Genomic DNA, 20812 nt, shown 5'->3' with positions numbered 1-20812 from the left:
TATTTGCAATTGATAATATAAATTTAAACGTATGAAAAAAATTATTTTTGTAAGCTTGGTCTCGCTTTTGATTTTTTCTTGTAAATCAACTTCAGCTACGAGTACTAAATTAGATTCAAAATCACAGGTTGATTTGAAAGGAGACTGGACGATAAGTTCTGTTACTTATCCAGGGTCTAATGTAATAAAAGTAACTTCATTTGATTTGGCAGATTCTAAATGTTTTGTTGGTAGTACTTGGAAACTTATTTCCAACAACAATAAAGGCAATTTTTCATTAACTTCTTCCAAATGTACTGCTTATAGCACCCCTATAACATGGTTTATAAATAAAGATGGAGAGTTTGTCATGAAAATTTTAGATGAAACAAAAGCCAAAAAGGTTACTACTGGTTATGTTTTGAGAGTTGCCAATATTACAGAAAATTCATTTCAATTGATAGACAAAATTAATGTTGCAGAAAAAATGACAGATGTAGTTTATCAATTTAACAGAAATTAAAAAAATAAGATTATGAAAAATATCAAAATAGTTGCTTTAGCAAGTCTTTTTCTTTTAGGGAATTTATTCACAAGTTGTGAATCAGTAAAAAACACTAATAAAACACAACGTGGCGCTGCCATTGGAGCCGTTGGAGGAGCCCTTATAGGTGGAATCTTAGGGAATAATATTGGCAAAGGTGGTAATGGTGCTCTTGGAGCAGTTTTAGGTGGAGTTATCGGTGGTGTTGCCGGAGGTGTAATTGGAAATAAAATGGACAAGCAAGCACGTGAAATTCAAACTGCTTTGCCAGGTGCTCAAGTAGAAAGAGTAGGAGAAGGAATTAAACTGACACTAGGTGAAAATTCGGTTCGATTTGATACTAATAAATCCACTTTAACGGCAGGTGCAAAAGCTAATTTGGATAAATTGATTCCAGTTTTTAATCAATATCCAGATACTAATATTCAAATTTATGGCTATACTGACAACACAGGTTCTGCTGAATATAATTTGAAATTATCAGATCAAAGAGCGGCTTCTGTTAGAAGTTATTTAGCTGGAAAAGGGATTAGTAATGTTCGATTTGCGACTACAGGTTTAGGAATTGCAGATCCAATTGCTACTAATGATACTCCAGAAGGAAGAAGTCAAAATAGAAGAGTAGAGTTTGCTATTACAGCTAATGAGAAAATGGTTCAAGATGCCCAAAAGCAAGCTGGGAAATAGATTCAAAATGCAAATATTATTGAAAGCTGCCTTGAAAAAGGTGGCTTTTTTTTATGCCATTAAAACTTTAACAAAATATTTTGTTTAATAAATATTTAAAATAGTTAAACAGTTCGTATCTTTATGCAGTTTAAAATTAGAATCATGGCAACAACAAAAAAAGCTTCCGCAAAGAAAGAAATCATGGATGATGATAAAATCATTTCACTTTATATGAATGATGCATTGCTTCATAATGAAGAACCTAAGAATGTCTTCGTTTTTTGTTCGAAACACGAAATAGAAGAAAGTGATTTCTATACTTTCTTTGGGTCTTTTGATTCCTTGAAACAAGAAGTTTGGGTTAAATTTTTTGAAAATACCATTACTTCTATTGAAAAAGATACCTCCTATAATGGATACTCTGACAAAGACAAATTATTGACCTTGTATTTTACTCTTTTTGAGGTGTTGACATTAAATAGATCTTATGTTTTGTTTGCACTTAAAGAAAACAATCAAGGATTAAAAAATTTAAAATCGCTAAAACAATTTAGAAATAGATTTAAAGATTTTATAGTTGCAATTATCAGAGAAAGCTCCACATCTGGAAATGAAAAGTTACTAAAAGTGAGTGAGCCTGTTTTCTCTGAAGGAGCATGGATACAGTTTTTGTTTTTATTGAAGTTTTGGATAGAGGACACTTCAAAAAGTTTTGAAAAGACTGATGTTTTGATTGAGAAATCGGTGACTACTGTAGTAGGTTTATTGGATACAAAACAATTAGAAAATTTATTTGACTTGGGAAAATTCCTTTGGAAAGAAAAAAAATAAAATGAAAACATTAGATAAAATTCCAACTGGAAAAATTGAACGAGCCAGTCAGTTAGTTAAAACTGGTTTTAAAGTAGGAGGAAACTATGTCGCTTATTATGGGGAAAAGATGGTCAACCCTTCATTGAACCGAGATAAGCTCAATGAAAATAATGCTGAGGATATTTATGATGGATTAAAAAATTTAAAGGGAAGTGCTTTAAAAGTAGCTCAAATGTTGAGTATGGACAAAAGTATTATGCCACAAGCTTATGTGGATAAGTTTTCGCTTTCTCAGTTTTCGGTTCCGCCTTTATCTGCACCATTAGTTAGAAAAACATTTAAAAAATATTTGGGAAAATTCCCGGAAGAAATATACGATTCGTTCACTCCAGATGCCATGAATGCTGCTAGTATCGGTCAGGTACACAAAGCAACTAAGAATGGGAAAAATTTTGCTGTGAAAATCCAATATCCTGGAGTGGCGGAGAGTATCAGTTCTGATTTAGCTTTGGTAAAGCCATTTGCAACGAGAATGTTTAACTTAAAAGGGAAAGATTCTGAAAAATATTTTCAAGAAGTTGAAAATAAATTATTGGAAGAAACCGATTATGTATTAGAGTTAAAGCAAAGTATAGAGGTATCCGATTGGTGTCAATCTATTGTTAATTTACGTTTTCCGAAATACTATCCTGAGTTATCTTCTGAAAAAATTCTAACAATGGAGTGGATTGAGGGAGAGCACTTATCTGAATTTACCTCTCATAATGAAGATCGAATCAAAGGGGATAAAATTGGTCAAGCCATGTGGGATTTTTATATGTATCAGATGCATCATTTAAAGCAAGTGCATGCTGACCCTCATCCTGGAAATTTTTTGATTGATAAAGACGACAATTTGGTTGCGATAGATTTTGGTTGTATTAAACAAGTGCCAGAAGCCTTTTATGTTCCTTATTTTGAATTGGCAAACCCAGATATTATTGGTAATCCAGATTTATTTACTGAAAAATTATATGAATTAGAGATTTTACGTTCAGATGATTCTAAAGAAGAAATTGTTTATTTTACTAGAATTTTCCATGACTTATTAAGTTTGTTTACTAAACCCTTTCATGGGGATTTCTTTGATTTTTCTGATGAAGATTTCTTTGGACAAATTGCTACTATGGGAGAAGAGTTTGCCAAAGATTCACAACTAAGAAAAATGAATGGGAATAGAGGTTCTAAACACTTTTTATATATCAACAGAACCTTTTTTGGACTCTATAATTTACTACACGATTTGAAAGCAAGAATTGATACTAAGTCATTTGAAAAGTATATTTCTTGATGAAATAAGATTAGTTACTGGTTAGGTTGATAAGAGCGATATTACACTTTTTAGTTTTGTCGCTCTTATTTTTTTATCGAATTTGTTTTACTTCAAAATACGTTTTCCCTGAAAAAGAATCAATGGTGGTACCACTAAAGGTATTGTGCGCATATATTTCGATATAATCTCCAGCAGTAAGGCTAATCAAACAGTTGATGGTTCTTGAAATAAGATTGATTCCATAATGATGCGCTGAAGTTTCTTGATATTCAGAACCATTTTTATAAACCGCAATTCCGTAGTAATTGTTATCACTTTGATTGAAGGTGTGAAAGCCTGCATTGATTTCGTAGTAGCCAGTTTTTGCCGCAACAAATCGATTTGTTCCTGTATTAAATTCAGAATTAGCATCAAAAACTACGGTATTAAAAGATACTTTTTGCCATCCACTTGTTCCAAGAGATTGGTTAGTACTTAAATTGGTTCGGACTACTGAAAGCGTATTGTTAGCTGTAGTCCATGAAGTTACTCCTGCTCCGTTTGTTTGTAGCACTTGTCCAGATGTCCCTCTATTAGTTGGAAAAGCATAACCTGTTGTCGCTGGATTTCCCACTTGAATTGTACCATTGGTTCTCACGATTCTATTGTCAAACTCACCATAAATAAGGGCATTATCTACACTTGAATCAACACCATTTACACCAGTTGACATCTCAATATATAATTTATTACTACCTGTTTCATTATAAGCAGCTTGATGACCAATAGCAACATTATTTATTCCAGAAGCATTTTGTCGTAGTGTTGCAAAACCTAGGGCAGTATTGGCATTGGCATTAGCGCTTGTAAGCGCTTGTCTACCTATAGCCACATTTTCACTTCCTGATGTATTAGAAAACAAAGCTCCCACACCAATTACTGTATTCGTACTTCCACCTTGGTTTGAAAACATAGATTGATCTCCAATAGAAACATTAAGTTGCCCAGTGGTATTACTTGGCATGACATTGGTCCCAATAGCCGTATTTCTTATCCCTGTTCCTGCAGCATTTAATGAATTAGCACCAAATGAGGTGTTTTTATTTCCAGTTGACGTATTAGGATTTCCAATAAATCCAGCTCTAGTATTAAATCGTTTGAAAACAATATCTACATCATCAGTAGTTCCTAAAAAATTGGTTGCTGCACTTGTTCCAGAGTTCCCAGTTAATGACCAATTTGTATTATTTACAGTTGCCAATTGAACCCAAATCGTACCATTCCAATAATAATAACCATTTGGCGAAAAGCCTGAATTATAAACTAATAATGAAGTTACAGGAGAAGCAATAGTGGTTACATCACTGACACTAGTTAAAGCCACTCTTGGAATCAAAAGGCCACTATTAGTTGATGTAATGTCAAGCATTGATGACGCGTTAGGAGAAGTTGTTCCTATGCCTACTTGCGCATGAGTTAATCCTACTACTAAAAGTAAAAGTAGTGTTATGTAGATTTTCAATTTCATCAATCTCCTATATTTACTGATATTGGGTATACAAAAGTATGTTTAATTTAACAAAATTCATAAAAATAACATTCAAAATCTGAATGTTAAAGTCTATTAGCTTTAAGAAAACTAAATAGTAAGCTAATTAAATTTTTTATTTCATAATAGAATGTTCAATTTTGTAAATCAAGTTTCCTTATGCTAGAAGTTAAAAATATATCATTTTCTTATAAAGAAAAACCAACAATAAATGCCATTTCTTTTACTTTAGAAAAAGGGAGAAGCCTTGCTTTTATTGGCGAAAGCGGTTGTGGTAAAAGTACGTTGTTAAAACTTATATATGGCTTGTATGATTTAGATAAAGGGGAAATATTTTGGAATACCCATCCAGTTTTAGGGCCAAAGTTTCATCTTATTCCAGGAATGGATTTTATGAAATATCTAGCTCAAGACTTTGATTTAATGCCTTTTATCACCGTTGCCGAAAATGTAGGGAAATACCTTTCTAATATTTATTTTGAAAAGAAAAAGGAGCGAATTGCTGAGCTTTTAGATATTGTTGAAATGACAGATTATGCCAATATAAAAGCAAAAAATCTAAGTGGCGGACAAATGCAAAGAGTAGCTTTAGCCAGAGTCTTAGCTCTTGAACCCGAAGTTTTATTACTTGACGAGCCTTTTAGTCACATTGATAATTTCAGGAAAAATAGTTTACGCAGAAAACTTTTTGGGTATTTAAAAGAAAAACAAATTACTGCGATTTTTGCTACCCATGATAGTTCTGATGTGTTGTCTTTTGCCGATGCCGTTTTGGTTTTAAAAGACGGTCAAATCATAGAAGAAGGAAATCCAAAAGAAATTTACAATCATCCCAAAACTAAATACATTGCGTCACTTTTTGGGGATACTAACGAAATTGAAATTGATGGCAAAGCAGCATTCGTTTATCCACATCAATTAGAAATTGTATCAAAATCAAACATAAAAGTTGAGGTGGTGAGTTCTTATTTTCTAGGAAGTCACTATTTGATTGAAGCCAATCATAAAAGCCAATCACTATTCTTTGCAAGTGACAATGAAATCGAAATCGGAAGTCAAGTTCATTTAAAAAAGAAGCCCTAAAATCAGTAGACTTTAGGGCTTTTAACTTTAGTTTTTTAAATACTTTTCTAAGAACTGATCTTGTTCCCATAATAAATGGAGAATATTTTCTTTCGCCACATAACTATGTTGCTCTTTTGGTAATAAAACTAATCGAACGGGTGCTCCCAAATTTTTCAAAGCCTGAAAATAACGCTCTGATTGCAATGTAAATGTTCCTGGATTATTATCAGCATCTCCGTGAACAAGAAGCAATGGAGTTTTCATTTTATCTGCATTCATGAAAGGTGACATTTCGTTGTAAATAGTGGGGATATCCCAATAATTTCGTTGTTCGCTTTGGAAACCAAATGGAGTTAAAGTTCTATTATAAGCCCCGCTTCTAGCAATTCCGCAGGCAAAAAGATTAGAATGTGTCAATAAATTAGCGGTCATAAATGCACCATAGGAATGGCCTCCAATAGCACATTTTTTTCTATTGATGTAACCCAATTTATCTACGGCATCAATAGCGGCAGCAGCATCGTCAACTAATTGTGTCATGAATGTGTCGTTTGGTTCAGTCGTTCCTTCACCAATAATTGGAAACGAAGCATCATCAAGTACGGCATAGCCTTTGGTTACCCAATATACAAACGAACCATAATAAGGAAAGGTAAACTCATTTGGATTTTGTTTGTTTTGACCTGCGGAGTTTTTATCTTTAAATTCTTCTGGATAAGCCCAAATCAGTAAAGGTAATTTCTCCGATTTTTTAACTCTGTCATATCCGTCAGGTAAATATAATGTTCCCGAAAGATCAACACCATCTTTACGTTTGTATTTAATCACTTCTTTATAAACATTTTTGATGCTTTCAAACGGGTTTTTGAAGGTAGTAAGTTGGGTCAATTTTTTTGATTTTAGATTTCTGAAATAATAGTTTGGAAATTCATTTTTTGATTGAATTTGGACTAATACTTCTCCTTTTTTAAAATCTTCAATAGATAATAAACTTTCTTTTTTGTCTTTATATAATGAGGTATAGAGACGTTTTGTTTTTAAAGTTCCCAAGTTATATTCATCAATAAACGGAAACTGACCTTCTTTTGTAAATCCGTCTCCAATCAAATAAGCATTATTGTTTTCAATAGCCAAAACATAGCGATTGTACTCGTTTCTTTTGGTTTCAAAATTGCCTGGATCGGAATAAATATCTTGAGAATTTCTATCGGATATAATTTTTGGAGCTTGACTAGGATTAGATGGATTGATTATGTAGGTTTTTGTATTTCTAGTATCATACCATTCATCTGAAACGATTGCAATGTTGTCATTACCCCAAAGCACGCCATCAAAACGTTGTTGGGTTTTTACAAGAGAAACTGGTTCGTTTGTAAATGGAGCATCCCATGAGAAAAGTTCATCTCTGAAATCAGCTTTTTTTGCTTGATCACCTTCATCAAGTGATACTACATAAGATAAGGTTGCTGGTTTATCAGCTCTCCAGCCCATGTTTCTTTTTCCTTTTCTGACCGATGAAAACCCTTTTGGAATCACCTCGTTTAAAGGTACTTCATTTACTACCTTAATTTCTCTTCCAGTAACATCATAAACAATAGTTTTTAAAGGGAATCTATTGTATGGAACGATATAAGAAAACGGTTTTAGGATAGTTGTTATCATTAAAAAATTGCCGTCAGGAGAAAAACTTTCGCCAGCATATAAATCACTTCCTTTGAAAAAATCAATTTTACTAGATAGGTTTACTTTATATAGTTCTGAGGTCATTAAGGTTTCAAAATTAGTTTCATCCGTTTTGTTTTTTAGCAAATCGGGATACGTTCTGTTTTGCGATTTTGAACCATCACTTGAAGAAACGGTTGGTCCTTTTGGCAAATCTTTTTTACTATCAATTAAGGTAGGGCGATTTTTAGGAATCGTTTTGATTAATAAAGTTTCGCTGTCTTTCATCCAGTTGAATGGACTTCCGAGATTGGCATTTAAATTAGCTTCAGTGATTTTTTTAGCTGATGCCGAAACCACATCTATAACCCATAATTCAACTCCGGTGGCAATCGTATTTGTAAATGCAATTTTGTTTTCGTTTGGAGACCAACTGATGTTTGAGATTTTTGGGTTAGCAGGTAAACCACTAATTTGAGTTTCCACTTTATCATTTACTTTTCTAATTTTTAAGTTAGAAATATAATTCGCTGAACTGGAAATGTTAGTAATCGGATTAATCCTTAAACCGCCTAAGCGTAATTCTTCCTGATTTAAATCATCAAGGGTTTTATAAGTGCTTCGATAGGAGAAAAGAATATATTCTTTTTTCGAATTCATACTTACACTTGGAGCTCTTTCATAATCGGCTAAAGCCAAAATACTAGCAGATGGTTTTTGATACGTAAGGTTTTCTTGAGCTTTAGCAATTGTAGCTGAAAGGCAAAAAATAAGGAAGAGTAAAATACGGTTTCTCATAAGATTAATATTTGATTTTTGATTGGTCTAATTTACAAAGGAGTTGTTACATTTTATTAAATTCTAAAATAAAATCGTTCCCATTTAAAAATGTTTAATTTTGTCTCTTGCTTTTTGATAATTTAATAAAAACAATTATGTACCAATCTAAAATATCAGGCTTAGGATTTTATGTTCCAGATAATGTTGTGACCAATGATGACTTATCTAAAATAATGGATACCAACGACGAATGGATTCAAGAAAGAACAGGTATTCAAGAAAGAAGACATATTGTTCGTGGGCAGGATACCACAACATCTATGGGTGTAAAAGCGGCAACAATTGCTATCGAACGTGCTGGGATTTCAAATGATGATATCGATTTTATTGTTTTTGCTACCATTTCACCTGATTATTATTTTCCAGGACCAGGAGTTGAACTACAAAAACAAATGGGGCTCAAAACAGTAGGAGCTTTGGATATTCGTAATCAATGCTCGGGCTTTATATATGCTTTGTCAGTGGCTGACCAGTTTATCAAAACGGGGATGTATAAAAACATTTTAGTGGTAGCTTCTGAAGTGCAGTCATTGGGATTAGATATGACTACTCGTGGTCGTGGTGTTTCCGTTATTTTTGGAGATGGGGCAGGAGCGGTTGTCTTGACAAGAAGTGAGGATGGAAGTGGAGTGCTTTCTACACACTTACATTCAGAAGGAGAGCATGCTAAAGAATTAGCGGTTTTAGCACCTGGAATGGGAGGAAGATGGGTTACTGATATTTTGGCAGAAAACAATCCAGATGACGAAAGTTATTTTCCATATATGAATGGGCAATTTGTTTTTAAACATGCTGTTGTTCGTTTTAGCGAAGTAATTAATGAAGGTTTGAAAGCGAATAATTTGGAAGTTTCCGATATTGATATGTTGATACCACATCAGGCGAATTTGAGAATTTCACAGTTTATCCAGAAGAAATTCGGATTGACGGATGATCAGGTTTTCAATAACATTCAAAAATATGGTAACACTACAGCAGCTTCTATTCCGATTGCATTAACTGAAGCATGGGAACAAGGAAAAATTAAGAAAGGAGATACTGTTGTTTTAGCAGCTTTTGGTAGTGGATTTACTTGGGCAAGCGCTATAATTAAATGGTAAATTGTGAATTGTGAATTGTGAATTGTGAATGATTGAGAGATTAACTACACTAGATGCAGCAAAATGTTATTAATAGCCCCGATAGGAGCTAGCTACCATGTAGCGCGGATAGCGGGAGGATGCGTCCTTAAATATTCTATCGTTGTGCTCCTAGAACTTAAAAATAAAAAAAGCCATCTCGTTTTCACGGATGGCTTTTTCGTTACAACTAAATTCAAATAAAATATAAAATCTTACATCATTCCGCCACCGCCTTGGGTTTCGTTTTTGTCTCTTTGTTTTCTTTGTAATGCTGCATTTTTGCCACCACCAAAACGGTAACTAAAACCTAAATATACACTTTGACTTTCCCAATAAAAAGCACCTTCTTGTTTATAAGGTAAAGTCCCGTCAAAGCTAAAATTCATAGTGTTAAAGATGTCACTTGCTCTAGCACTTATGGTTCCTTGACCTTTAAGAATATTATAGCTGGCTCCAAGGTCTGTTTTATACATGCTTTTTCTCAAAAACTGTAATCCTTGTTCTTGTCCGCGATACATGCCAAAAAGTTGGAAACGAAGATTTTTAGTAGCTTTAAAGGTATTGTTAATTCTTCCGTTGAAGATAGAAACGTCTTTTTCAACAAACTGATTTGAAACGGTCCCTCTAATCGTTTTGAAATAAATATCAGTTCCTATATTGGCGCTCCACCATTTGGTAAAATCAAGATTTGCTGAAATTTCGGCTCCATAAGAATTGTTATCTTTAAAATTGTCATACGACAAAATATTTCTGTTAGGATCATTCGGGTCAATTTCTACTAAACGAGTTATTTCTTGTGAAATCATTCTATAAAAAATAACGCTCGATATCGAACCTATTTTGGTTTTACGAGTATAATTCAATTCAAATGAATTGGTGAATTGAGGTTTTAAATAGGGATTTCCAATAGATGTTACGGTTGGTGTACTCCATTCACGGATTGGATTCACTTGTCCAATACTTGGTCTGTCAACGCGTCTAGAATAGTTGAAATTAAACGTATTCTTGTCTGAAAGTTTATAGGATAAATAACCACTTGGATACACGGTGTTTATTTTATCGTTGAATGTTTTGGCAATGATTTCTGTTGTGTTTCCGTTTCCGTTTTCATCATTGGCATCTACTGCATGAAAGTTGGCATCAGCAGTGTAGTTTTCAAATCGGGCTCCAAGTTGATATCCCCATTTTGTCCATTGTTTTCCATAAGTTACATAAGCAGAATGGATTTGTCTTTCGTATTTAAAATCAGAATTATAAACAAAGTCTTTGTTGAAATTATTATTAGTTGTCTCAATACGTGTTTCTAAACCAACTTCAAGTTTGGCATCTTTTGGCAACGGATTTGTGTAGTCTAAGTTGATTTTAGTATTGTTGTTGACATTCGTAATGTAATTGTAGTAATCCGAAACATTAGCACCAGCTATAGTGGTGAAATGTGAATCTTCGGTTCCTTTGTTTCTATTGTAATTGGCTTCCAATTCAATGTTTTCACCTTCTTTTTTAAATTTATGTTTGAAATCTAAATTATAAGTACCGGATGGATTGTCGTTGCGACTTTCATTAGTCTGAGCTATATCAGAAATTAAATTGTCTTGATAATTAACACTTGTTATACTATTTCCGCTAGATAAGTAGATGTTTTGATTGGTGTAAATGGATAGTGTATTGTTATCATCTAGATAATAATCGACACCAATTTTATATAGATGTGAGGTGTTTTTATTTCCAAAATCAAAAGCCACTGTTTTCTCTGCGTTGGGTTGATGGCTATTTACAAAACCGTGATTTTTTTGTAACCCATGATTGAAACCATAATTGGTATAAAAATTAAATTTTCCCACTTTGTAATTCATATCAAATGACGAATTTACTTTTGGTGTTTTGGCAAAAGTTACGCCGTTATTTATGCTTGCATTAAAACCTTGATTGGCATTTTTATGCAAAACAATATTTATAATTCCGCTCATGCCTTCTGGATTGTATTTGGCAGATGGATTGGTAATCAGTTCGATTTGTTTGATTGAAGCAGATGGAATTTGTTTTAATAACTGAGCAGGATCAATGTTGGTTGGTTTTCCGTCAATTAAAACCCTAACGTTTTCGTTTCCTCTTAAACTGATGGCATTGGTTTGAGCATCAACACTTACCGAAGGAATATTGTTTAGGATTTCTCCAGCTGTAGCGCCAGCAGAAATAAGGTCTTTTCCAACGTTGATAATTTTCCTATCAATCTTTTGTTCGTAGGTTGATTTTTCCTTGACAATTTCTACACCTTCTAATTGTACCGCTTCTTCCTCAAGAGACATGGTATTTAGATTAATACTTTTTGAAGTTGTAGTAAGTGAAACCGTTAGGACAACTTTTTTATAACCAATAAATAAAATTTCAGCGGTATAGGTTTCTAAAGCTAAATTCTTGATTGTGAAATTTCCGTTGTCTTGAGTGATTCCTCCTGTGATTATTTTATTAGCTTGTTTAATGCTAATGTTTACGTATGGAATTGGTTGTTTCGTGTTTTTGTCGATTACTTTCCCCGAAATGCTACCAACGTTACCTGTCGATGAAGTTGAATTTTGTGCTTGAAGCAAAGATAATGTGCAAAAAAAGAAAAGAAGGGATATTTTAAATCGCATGATTTTGAGATGTAATTTTTTTTAATACTAAAGTAGACACAAATGCCATAATTTTGTTACAAATTTTAACATAAAAAAACTCCTGATTTTGTCAGGAGTTTTTAAACATAGTAGGTATATAGGTTATCGCTTCATAGCAAAATGGGCTCTAAATTCTTGTGCAACTTGGTGTTCGTCGGTATAACTAACACTAAACCAGTAATCATCTGAAGGCATTTGGTGTCCATTATAAGTTCCGTCCCAACCACTGTTGCTTGGTTTTATTTGAGTAAGTAATTTACCATATCTGTCAAAAATTTCAATTTTAGCTGTTGGTTGACTTGATAAATCTTTAATATTCCAAGTGTCATTATATCCATCTCCGTTTGGTGTGAAGAATTTAGGATAGTTCACAACTAGAGCTTGAATAGTGGTACTTCCGCAACCATTTTTGTCTCTAACAGTTACAGTATGCATTCCAGAGTTTACATTTTCAAAAACATTACTGTCTTGGAATGGACCATTATCTAATTGATACTCAAAATTATTTCCTTGACCCGTAGCGGTCACAGTTATTGTTTGGCTATCTGTAAAATCTTGACTCACTTCATAAGCCACAACTGCAGGCTCAGATGGAGAAACGGTTACATCTACTGGTTCAGAAGGACAACCTGTAGCAATATTGGTTGCTACTACTGTATAGACTCCAGGTAAAATGGCTTGGTAATTAGTTGCAGTGCCAACAGTAGCACCAGTGTCATTTGTCCAAACAAAAGTATGTCCAGCTGAAGTTAAACCACTATACATAGTGTATGGGTTTAATAGAGTCCCTGTTTCGCTATCAATACAAATTATTCCGTCAATAGGAGTTGGAACAGGTAATTTATTTACTATAATAGTTATTGGTTTAACGTCATAACAATTTGCTGTCAAAGTATTTTTAACTCTAACATAAACTACTGATAGGGAAGAAGTAGTTACAGGATTTGTTCCTGTAGTTGCATCGGCTAAACTTTCGTAATATGTAACTTGAAATTCACTTCCTGTTTGTGAACCAAGAACTGATGAAGATAAACTACTCAAGTTAAATGGAGTTACCCCATCATTGGTTCCATCCTGATCACAAACAGTTCTCAGATTAGCAGGAACTGAATGAGCAAATGGTGTATCAATTATAGTAACTGTAAACGAACTTTCATCACTACATCTTGGAAGGAATGGAGAAACAGCATATACATAAATTGTTTGTGATGTAGAAACAACTGTTCCTGCATTTAACAATATTCCTGTGCCATTTGGACCAGTATAGTATTTTCCTATAGTTAAAGCTGGTAGCGTATAACTTTCACAAATAGTCACGTTTGGTAAATTATCTACATTAAATATAGAGACAGTAAAACTTCTTTCACTACTACAATCAGGTGAAGTCGCAGTATTGGCATAAACATAAACCGTTTGATTTGTTGTTAATACATCACCTGCATTTAATAAAGTTCCAGTCGCATTTGGGCCTGTATAATAATTGCCAATTGTTAGTGATGGTAATGTATATGAATTACAAGACGATACATTTGCAATTGGGGCAATAGTTGGTGTATGGTTAATAATTACTGTAAAGGAACTTTCATCAACACAAGAGAAAGAGGTTCTGATAATAGATTCTTTGAATATATATATCGTTTGACTTAAAGTAATTGTTGCTCCTGCTGCTATCTCCATTCCAAGACCATTCGGACCTCCGGTTTGTGTATAATATTTATTACCAGCAGTTAATTGAGGTAAGGTATAACTATCACAAGCGGTTATGTTTTGTGAAGTATCAGCAGTTGTACTAAAAATATTAATTTGAAAACTATTCTCAGCGCTACATGGTGGAGTACTGTTTGATAGAGCATAAATATAAATTCTTTGAGATGATGTAATAACAGTATTAGCGGCTAACAATGTACCTGTTCCACCTGGACCAGTATAGTAATCTCCTACTGTTAATGGTGTTAAAACGTATTGGTCACAAATATCAATGTCAGAACGTGAATCTATAGTTGGTAAAGGATTTATTGTTACAGTAAAACTAGTTTGGCTTGAACAAGTAGCATTTAATCTTTTAAAAATATAAAGAGTTTGAGTATTTAGAATAACATTTCCAGCAAACATTGGTGTGCCAGTTCCGTCTACACCAGTAAAATAATCACCATTTGTTAAAGCAGGTAAAGAATAGGTTTCACAAGCAGAAACATCGGGTAATGTATCTATTGGGGGTTGAGCAAAAGTTAATGTAAAATGTAAATTATCGGTACAATTAACTCCACCACTAGTTGTTTGGGCATAGATATAAATAGTTGAATTAGTGTTTATTACTGTTCCTGCTGGTATTTGTTGACCAGTCCCAGTTGGACCTGTATAATAATTTCCAATAGGTAATGGAGGTAAAGTGTATCCATTACATTGAGAGACATCTGCAGGTTGAGTAATTCCAATATAAACTTCAAAACTATCTTCTGCAATACATGGTGTTGGTCCAGGTGTTGCAGCATATACGTATATTGTTTGACTTGATGTGATGACAGTTCCTGCAGCCAATTGAGTACCAGTTCCACCACTTGCAGTATAATAGTTTCCTACAGTTAATGGTGGAAGTGTATATGAAGTACAATCAAAGACATCTGCTCTGGTACCAACATTTAAATTATTAACAATTGTCACATAAAAGCTTGAGTCAACAACACATATAGGTTGTATTGTAGTTGTGAAATAATAAAATATTTGTTGTGAAGTTGATATTACAGTTCCAAAAGGAATTACAGTTCCAGTACCTGTAGGTCCACCAGGTGCAGTATAATATTTTCCATATGTTAATGAAGGTAAAGTATAACTGCCACAATTTGTCAAATCACTAGGTGTAAGCGAATCTTCGTCTACTATAGTAACTTTAAAAGAACTATTTGCAGCACAAGTTCCTGGTCCACCTGGTTGATTAAAAATATAAACGGTTTGAGTTTGTGTAAGAACATCTCCAGCAAACATTGGTGTGCCTGAACCGCCAATTTGAGTGAAATAGTTTCCATTAACTAATGGCTGCAATATATATTGATTACAAACTATTACGTTTTCAAGAACATCAACTAAAGGCGTTTGATTTACGATTAAATTAAAACTAGATATACTAAAACATCCTGGGTCACTACTATTTTGAACTCTAACATAAATAGTGGTGTTACCATATACTCCATAAGAAGGATCTGCAATGGCATTTATTCCATTAGTAGCATTATTTGAAGAAGTATAATAACTAACGCTATATATACTTGGAGATTGTGTTCCTAAAACAATTGCAGTTTGAGAAGTAAAATTAAAATAAGCTGTGGTTTCTGTGTTGGTAAGAGTACATCTTAACAAATTTGGTGCTTGATACGCCACAGGCGGAGGAGAAACTTGCAACTGAAATGATTTTACTGTATAGCATTGGCTGTTTGGTAGCTGAATTCTAACGTATATGGTTTGTCCACTTGGGCTATTATACAACAATGGAAGTTGATTGATATTGTTATCAGCATCATTTTGAGTTAAAAAATAAGAAACAACAGTTTGTGGCGATAAGCCTTGTTTAACTACAGGAGTATTTAGATCTAAATTATAAGTATAAGATGCTAAACCCATATCACATTTGTAAATTGTTTTAGGATTTGGAGTAATTATTTGAGGACTGTATTCAACAACTATAGAGTCGGTAATTGGAGAACAAGTGCTAAATAAATTTGTGTAAGTAACGGCATAAGTTCCAGGTTGTGTAACAGTCAAACTTGGCCCAGTTTCTGAGGGAAGCACAACGCCGTCTTTTTTCCAAACAAAAGAATAATTAGTTGCACTCAAGCCAGTTGAAATTTGCTGACTTGCGCCATAACATACTGCAGCATTATTCGCAATAGTTAAGTCTTGACCTAATACATCTTGACCAATATTAAAGCTGTCAGAAGATAAGAATATAGCTGAATCGGATTGTGGGTCTGCCCTGTCTGCAATTACTAATTTTATATGATAAGGAACACCAGCAGTTAAAACGGAAGCAGCGGTTAGAACTTTTGTTTGACCATTAAAATTTGTTGCTGAGTTTGCCATTCCTGAACCTCCATTAAAACTTCCAAAATATTGTGGGTTTGCAGAAGGACATGATGAGTTATATTGAAAATCTCTAATGGTTACAACAGAAATGGGCAAATTGGTATTAGGAACTACGGCTAAATTTGTAGTTACCCCCGTACTCATGTTAGTTAATAAAAATGCGAAAGCATCAGAATATAAACATTGAAAATTTCCATATTCTTCAGAGGCAAAAATGAAATCAAAACTAAAGTTTGGTGAAATAGGAGTAAAATCAAATTCCAAAACGGAAGCGTTCTTAGAGACCATGTTTATACCAGCTGCTGCCAATGTTGTTTCTAAACTACTATCACCAGGCCAACTGGTTGAACCATCATTTAATAAAGAGGTATTAGGTCCTGGAATATTTAATATGTTACCTGTACTTAACACAACACCGCTTTGCATTGGAAAGTTTGGATTAGTGTTTTGGAAAAATCCAAGACCATTGGTAGAACCAAAATTGGTTCCTGTACTCCAAGTAATATTGGTTGCAGAAACACAAGGTGAATTAATTAACACATTATTTACCAATTGTGGTACAGTGTAACTAGTAGAACTTACAGATAGTGGTTGTGAGAAACCAGCAGTGGTAAGTGTAATGAAGATTAATAGTAGTAATTTTTTCATAATTTGGGGATTTTGACAAAACAAATATTGAAACAAATGACGTTTAAACGCAAATAAAATCGACGAAATGCATTATATTTATTATTTTAAAGTATAAAAACTTACAAAAACATATTTTTATAAGATGAATGACCTCAATTTTTTTATAAATCCGCCTAATTATTAATATTGTGCTGTAATGTTTATCTTTGCCAACTCAAACTTTATACATCATGCTTTCTCAAATTCTCAAAACTCCAATTCAAAATGCAGTCAAACAATTATTTGATATTTCAATTGAAAAAATTGAATTTCAAATTACTCGTAAAGAATTTGAAGGTGATATCACAATGGTAATTTTTCCTTTATTGAAGGTTATTAAAGGAAATCCAATAGAAATTGGCACTAAAATTGGAAACTATTTAGTTGAAAACTTAGATGAAGTTGTACGTTTTAATGTTGTGTCTGGGTTTTTAAATATTGTTATTTCAGACTCCTATTATATTAAATTCTTCAATGAAATTAAGCCTAATGAGAATTTTGGATTTGTTTCAGCTTCGCCAAATGATAAAGCAATTATGGTTGAATATTCTTCACCAAATACCAATAAACCTTTGCATCTGGGTCATGTTAGAAATAATTTGTTAGGATACTCTGTTGCTGAAATTATTAAAGCTTCGGGGAAAAAAGTATACAAAACTCAAATCATCAATGACCGAGGAATTCATATATGCAAATCGATGTTGGCTTGGCAAAAATTTGGCAAAGACCAAACACCCGAAAGTACTGGCTTAAAAGGGGATAAATTGGTTGGGAATTTCTATGTGAAGTTTGATCAGGAATATAAAACTCAAATAGCGGAATTAATTGCTCAAGGTAAAACAGAGGAAGAAGCTAAAAAACAAGCCCCAATTATCTTAGAGGCACAACAAATGCTTTTAGATTGGGAGGCAGGTAAACCTGAAGTAATAGCTCTTTGGAAAACTATGAACCAATGGGTTTATGATGGTTTTGCTCAAACCTATAAAAATCTTGGAGTTGATTTTGATAGCTATTATTATGAAAGTAATACGTATTTGTTAGGAAAAGAAGTAGTTCAATTGGGATTAGAAAAAGGCATTTTCGAAAAAGATCCTGATGGTTCCGTTTGGATTGATTTAACAGAAGATGGTTTAGATAGAAAAATTGTACTCCGTTCTGATGGAACTGCGGTTTATATGACACAAGATATTGGAACAGCCATACAACGTGTAAAAGATTTTCCAGATGTTGGAGGAATGGTATATACGGTAGGAAACGAACAAGATTATCACTTTAAAGTATTGTTTTTAATTCTGAAAAAACTTGGATTTGATTGGGCTGAAAGCTTATATCACTTGTCCTATGGTATGGTCGAATTGCCATCTGGGAAAATGAAATCTCGTGAAGGAACTGTTGTTGATGCTGATGATTTGATGGAAGAAATGACAGCAACAGCTGGTAAAATTGCAACTGAATTAGGAAAATTAGAGGGCTATTCAACTGATGAAAAAGAAAAGTTGTTTAAAACTATTGGTCTTGGAGCACTAAAATATTATATCTTAAAAGTAGATCCCAAAAAACAAATTCTTTTTAATCCAGAGGAATCTGTTGATTTTGCTGGAAATACGGGACCGTTCATTCAATATACTTATGCACGAATTCAGTCTATATTGCGAAAAGCTAATTTTGATTTGAATGTTGCTTCGAACATCATTACTATACATCCAAAGGAAAAAGAGTTAATAAAGCAAATTGAGCTTTTTCCCGAAGTTATTCAGAATGCAGCTCATAATCATTCTCCTGCCTTGGTTGCTAATTATACTTATGAGTTGGTAAAAGAGTATAATTCCTTTTATCAATCAGTTTCTATTTTAGGAGAAGAAGATTCGGATAAGAAAACCTTTAGAGTGCAACTTTCAAAAAAACTAAGCGAAATAATAAAATCGGCATTTAAATTATTAGGTATTCAAGTGCCAGATAGAATGTAAATTTTAAATAAAAAATCCTGATACAAAAGTTATCAGGATTTTAAACTCAAAACAAACTCAAAAACTAAAAAATTATCTCAGTCTGAGGCTATAATTACTATTATGCTACTACTGAAACAGTCGATAATATTAACATCTCAAAAATAAATTACCCTACTGAGAATGACAATTTAAAAGTTTATCCTCGCGAAAGCATTTAAACTTCGTTGTAATGAAAAGATGTTAACTTGTTCAATAGTTACAGCATTCTGATTTACACGATAGTATTGATTGATGTTGTTTTTAGTATCTAATAAATTTTGAATAGAGACGCCAAAAAGAATCTTAGTGTTTTTAAGGAACGAAAATGAGTAACTGCTTGAAAAATTCATCTGAAAATAATTATCTAAATTGGATGAATTGGGTAAATTATAAGAGACTTCAGGAATCCCCTGATTATTAGTTACAGGAACATTACTCATTGGTTCCGTATTTGGTTTTCCGGTAAACCAATGAGAGCCTAATGCCATTTTTAGTTTTTTATAATCATAAATTAGTGCCATACCAATATTATGATTTATCTCAAAATTATTAGGAAAAGAAGTCGTTGAAAAATCATTAAAAGTATAATTGCTTTTGGAATTGGTATAACTCAGCCAAGCGGTAATTTTATTGAATTGTTTTTGGATTAAAAACTCATTGCCCAGAATTGAATAATCACCATTTAGTTTTAAAAATTCTAATTGATTTTGAAACCCTTGACTTCTAGTTGAAATTCCGTTTACTTTTTTGTAAAAACTTTCCAAAGTAATAAGCCAATTGTTTTTTTTATAATTTAACCCAAGAGATACTTGATTACTCCTTATTATTGGTACATCTTCATTATTTGAAAGTATCCATCTTCTTTTTTCAACACCTAAAAAGTCTTGTTGTAAATCTATAACTTGAGCTGAAGTTTGACTTTTCATTTCTGCTAATAATTCAATGTTTAAAAAGGAATTTATAGCATAATTGCTTTGCAGTCGTGGTTCAAAAATAATTTTTTTAAATTCTTCCACATAACTCCCTCTTGCTCCCAAATTGGTTATTAGTTTTGTGTTTTCGGATTGGTATTGTAATTCAGCAATTAGTACATGGGTTCTTAAAACATCTTTAATTTCTCTTGAAAAAAAGGGACTATTGATTTGGTCAAAATTGGTAATGCCAATTTCATTAAATTGATAACCATTATTCAAAACCAGTTTTTTTGTCAATTGATGACTGTTTTTTAATCGAAATCCTAAATCTAATATTGAATTTTCTTGATTAAATATTTGGCTGTTTTGTATTGATTCGTATTCGGAAACTATGGAATAATAAGAAGTATAAGTACTTAATTCAGTACTGTTTTTTTCATTCCATTGGGTTTTAAATAAAATGCTTCCGCCCATGGTTTTTTGGCCGAGATTACTATTTCTGTCTACTGTTGTGCCGTTTTCTAATTTACTTTGTGTTAAATCAAAATGATTGGATATGGAAATTCCATCTATAAACAAATCGCTTTTTTTATTGATTTTTTGATGAAATTGTAATGTGAAATCATAAAAGTAAAATTTTTCATTATTGATAAAATTTACAATTTGATTATTTGCTAAATCGGTTACTATAGTGTTTTGAAATATTCTATTAAAATAGCTTTTATAGGTTGGTGTCTCAAAAACATCAGTATAAGATCTTCTTCCACTGAATTCAATGTTAGATTTAGCACTTGTTTTTATTTTGCCATAAAAATCAGCATTAATCATGTTGACACCAAAAGATCCTTTGTTTCCTTCCACATTATCGCTATGAGTTGAAATATCAACCACACTAGAAACACTTTCTCCATAAAAAGGAGAGCTTCCGTTTTTAGTTACTTTTATAGTTTGAGGCAAATTGGGATTCAAAGCTGATA

Annotated in this window: 12 protein-coding genes; 7 read left to right on the top strand and 5 right to left on the bottom strand. The window is 32.9% G+C overall.

Features of this window, described 5'->3' with window-relative positions:
• Nucleotides 1-31: 31 nt before the first annotated feature.
• The 4 genes from OLM53_RS06565 (at nt 32) to OLM53_RS06550 (ending at nt 3335) form a co-directional block, all read left to right on the top strand.
• Complete coding sequence (locus tag OLM53_RS06565) at nt 32-502, top strand: lipocalin family protein (RefSeq protein WP_264522240.1); 471 nt, start codon at nt 32-34, stop codon at nt 500-502.
• Nucleotides 503-514: 12 nt separating this feature from the next.
• Entirely contained in the window at nt 515-1210 is a 696-nt protein-coding gene (locus tag OLM53_RS06560; RefSeq protein WP_264522239.1) for an OmpA family protein, read from the top strand.
• Nucleotides 1211-1354: 144 nt separating this feature from the next.
• On the top strand, nt 1355-2023 hold the full coding sequence (locus tag OLM53_RS06555; RefSeq protein ID WP_264522238.1) for a TetR family transcriptional regulator C-terminal domain-containing protein: 669 nt from the start codon (nt 1355-1357) through the stop codon (nt 2021-2023).
• A 1-nt stretch (nt 2024) separates the two neighbouring features.
• Complete coding sequence (locus tag OLM53_RS06550; protein ID WP_264522237.1) at nt 2025-3335, top strand: ABC1 kinase family protein; 1311 nt, start codon at nt 2025-2027, stop codon at nt 3333-3335.
• 73 nt (nt 3336-3408) lie between these two features.
• Here OLM53_RS06550 and OLM53_RS06545 read toward each other — a convergent pair whose 3' ends face one another.
• The gene (locus OLM53_RS06545; protein ID WP_264522236.1) at nt 3409-4824 is read right to left on the bottom strand and encodes a complement C1q domain-containing protein; all 1416 of its coding nucleotides are present in this window, start codon (nt 4822-4824) and stop codon (nt 3409-3411) included.
• Nucleotides 4825-5004: 180 nt separating this feature from the next.
• On the opposite strand from OLM53_RS06545, the gene OLM53_RS06540 reads away from it, so the two are divergent.
• Nucleotides 5005-5928, top strand: coding sequence for an ABC transporter ATP-binding protein (locus OLM53_RS06540; protein ID WP_264522235.1), 924 nt, complete (start codon nt 5005-5007; stop codon nt 5926-5928).
• A gap of 27 nt (nt 5929-5955) precedes the next feature.
• Here the strand turns inward: OLM53_RS06540 and OLM53_RS06535 are convergent, their stop codons facing one another.
• A complete protein-coding gene (locus OLM53_RS06535) occupies nt 5956-8370 on the bottom strand; it encodes an alpha/beta hydrolase family protein (protein ID WP_264522234.1) in 2415 nt (804 codons plus the stop codon).
• A gap of 137 nt (nt 8371-8507) precedes the next feature.
• Between OLM53_RS06535 and OLM53_RS06530 the strand changes: the two genes are divergently transcribed.
• On the top strand, nt 8508-9512 hold the full coding sequence (locus tag OLM53_RS06530) for a 3-oxoacyl-ACP synthase III family protein (RefSeq protein ID WP_264522233.1): 1005 nt from the start codon (nt 8508-8510) through the stop codon (nt 9510-9512).
• Between the two features lie 233 nt (nt 9513-9745).
• Here the strand turns inward: OLM53_RS06530 and OLM53_RS06525 are convergent, their stop codons facing one another.
• Complete coding sequence (locus OLM53_RS06525; RefSeq protein WP_264522232.1) at nt 9746-12166, bottom strand: outer membrane beta-barrel family protein; 2421 nt, start codon at nt 12164-12166, stop codon at nt 9746-9748.
• A 123-nt stretch (nt 12167-12289) separates the two neighbouring features.
• The gene (locus tag OLM53_RS06520; protein WP_264522231.1) at nt 12290-16912 is read right to left on the bottom strand and encodes a T9SS type B sorting domain-containing protein; all 4623 of its coding nucleotides are present in this window, start codon (nt 16910-16912) and stop codon (nt 12290-12292) included.
• 209 nt (nt 16913-17121) lie between these two features.
• Here OLM53_RS06520 and argS point away from each other — a divergent pair, with 209 nt between their 5' ends.
• Nucleotides 17122-18900, top strand: a complete 1779-nt coding sequence (gene argS / locus OLM53_RS06515) for an arginine--tRNA ligase (RefSeq protein ID WP_264522428.1) — start codon at nt 17122-17124, stop codon at nt 18898-18900.
• Between the two features lie 170 nt (nt 18901-19070).
• Here argS and OLM53_RS06510 read toward each other — a convergent pair whose 3' ends face one another.
• Nucleotides 19071-20804: a hypothetical protein gene (locus tag OLM53_RS06510; protein ID WP_264522230.1), complete on the bottom strand. Its 1734-nt coding sequence runs from the start codon at nt 20802-20804 to the stop codon at nt 19071-19073.
• Nucleotides 20805-20812: the final 8 nt, after the last annotated feature.

Origin of the sequence: Flavobacterium sp. N1994, from assembly GCF_025947145.1 — a bacterium.
In the GTDB taxonomy this organism is placed as follows: Bacteria; Bacteroidota; Bacteroidia; order Flavobacteriales; family Flavobacteriaceae; genus Flavobacterium.
This window is presented reverse-complemented; position numbering and strand designations above follow the sequence as displayed.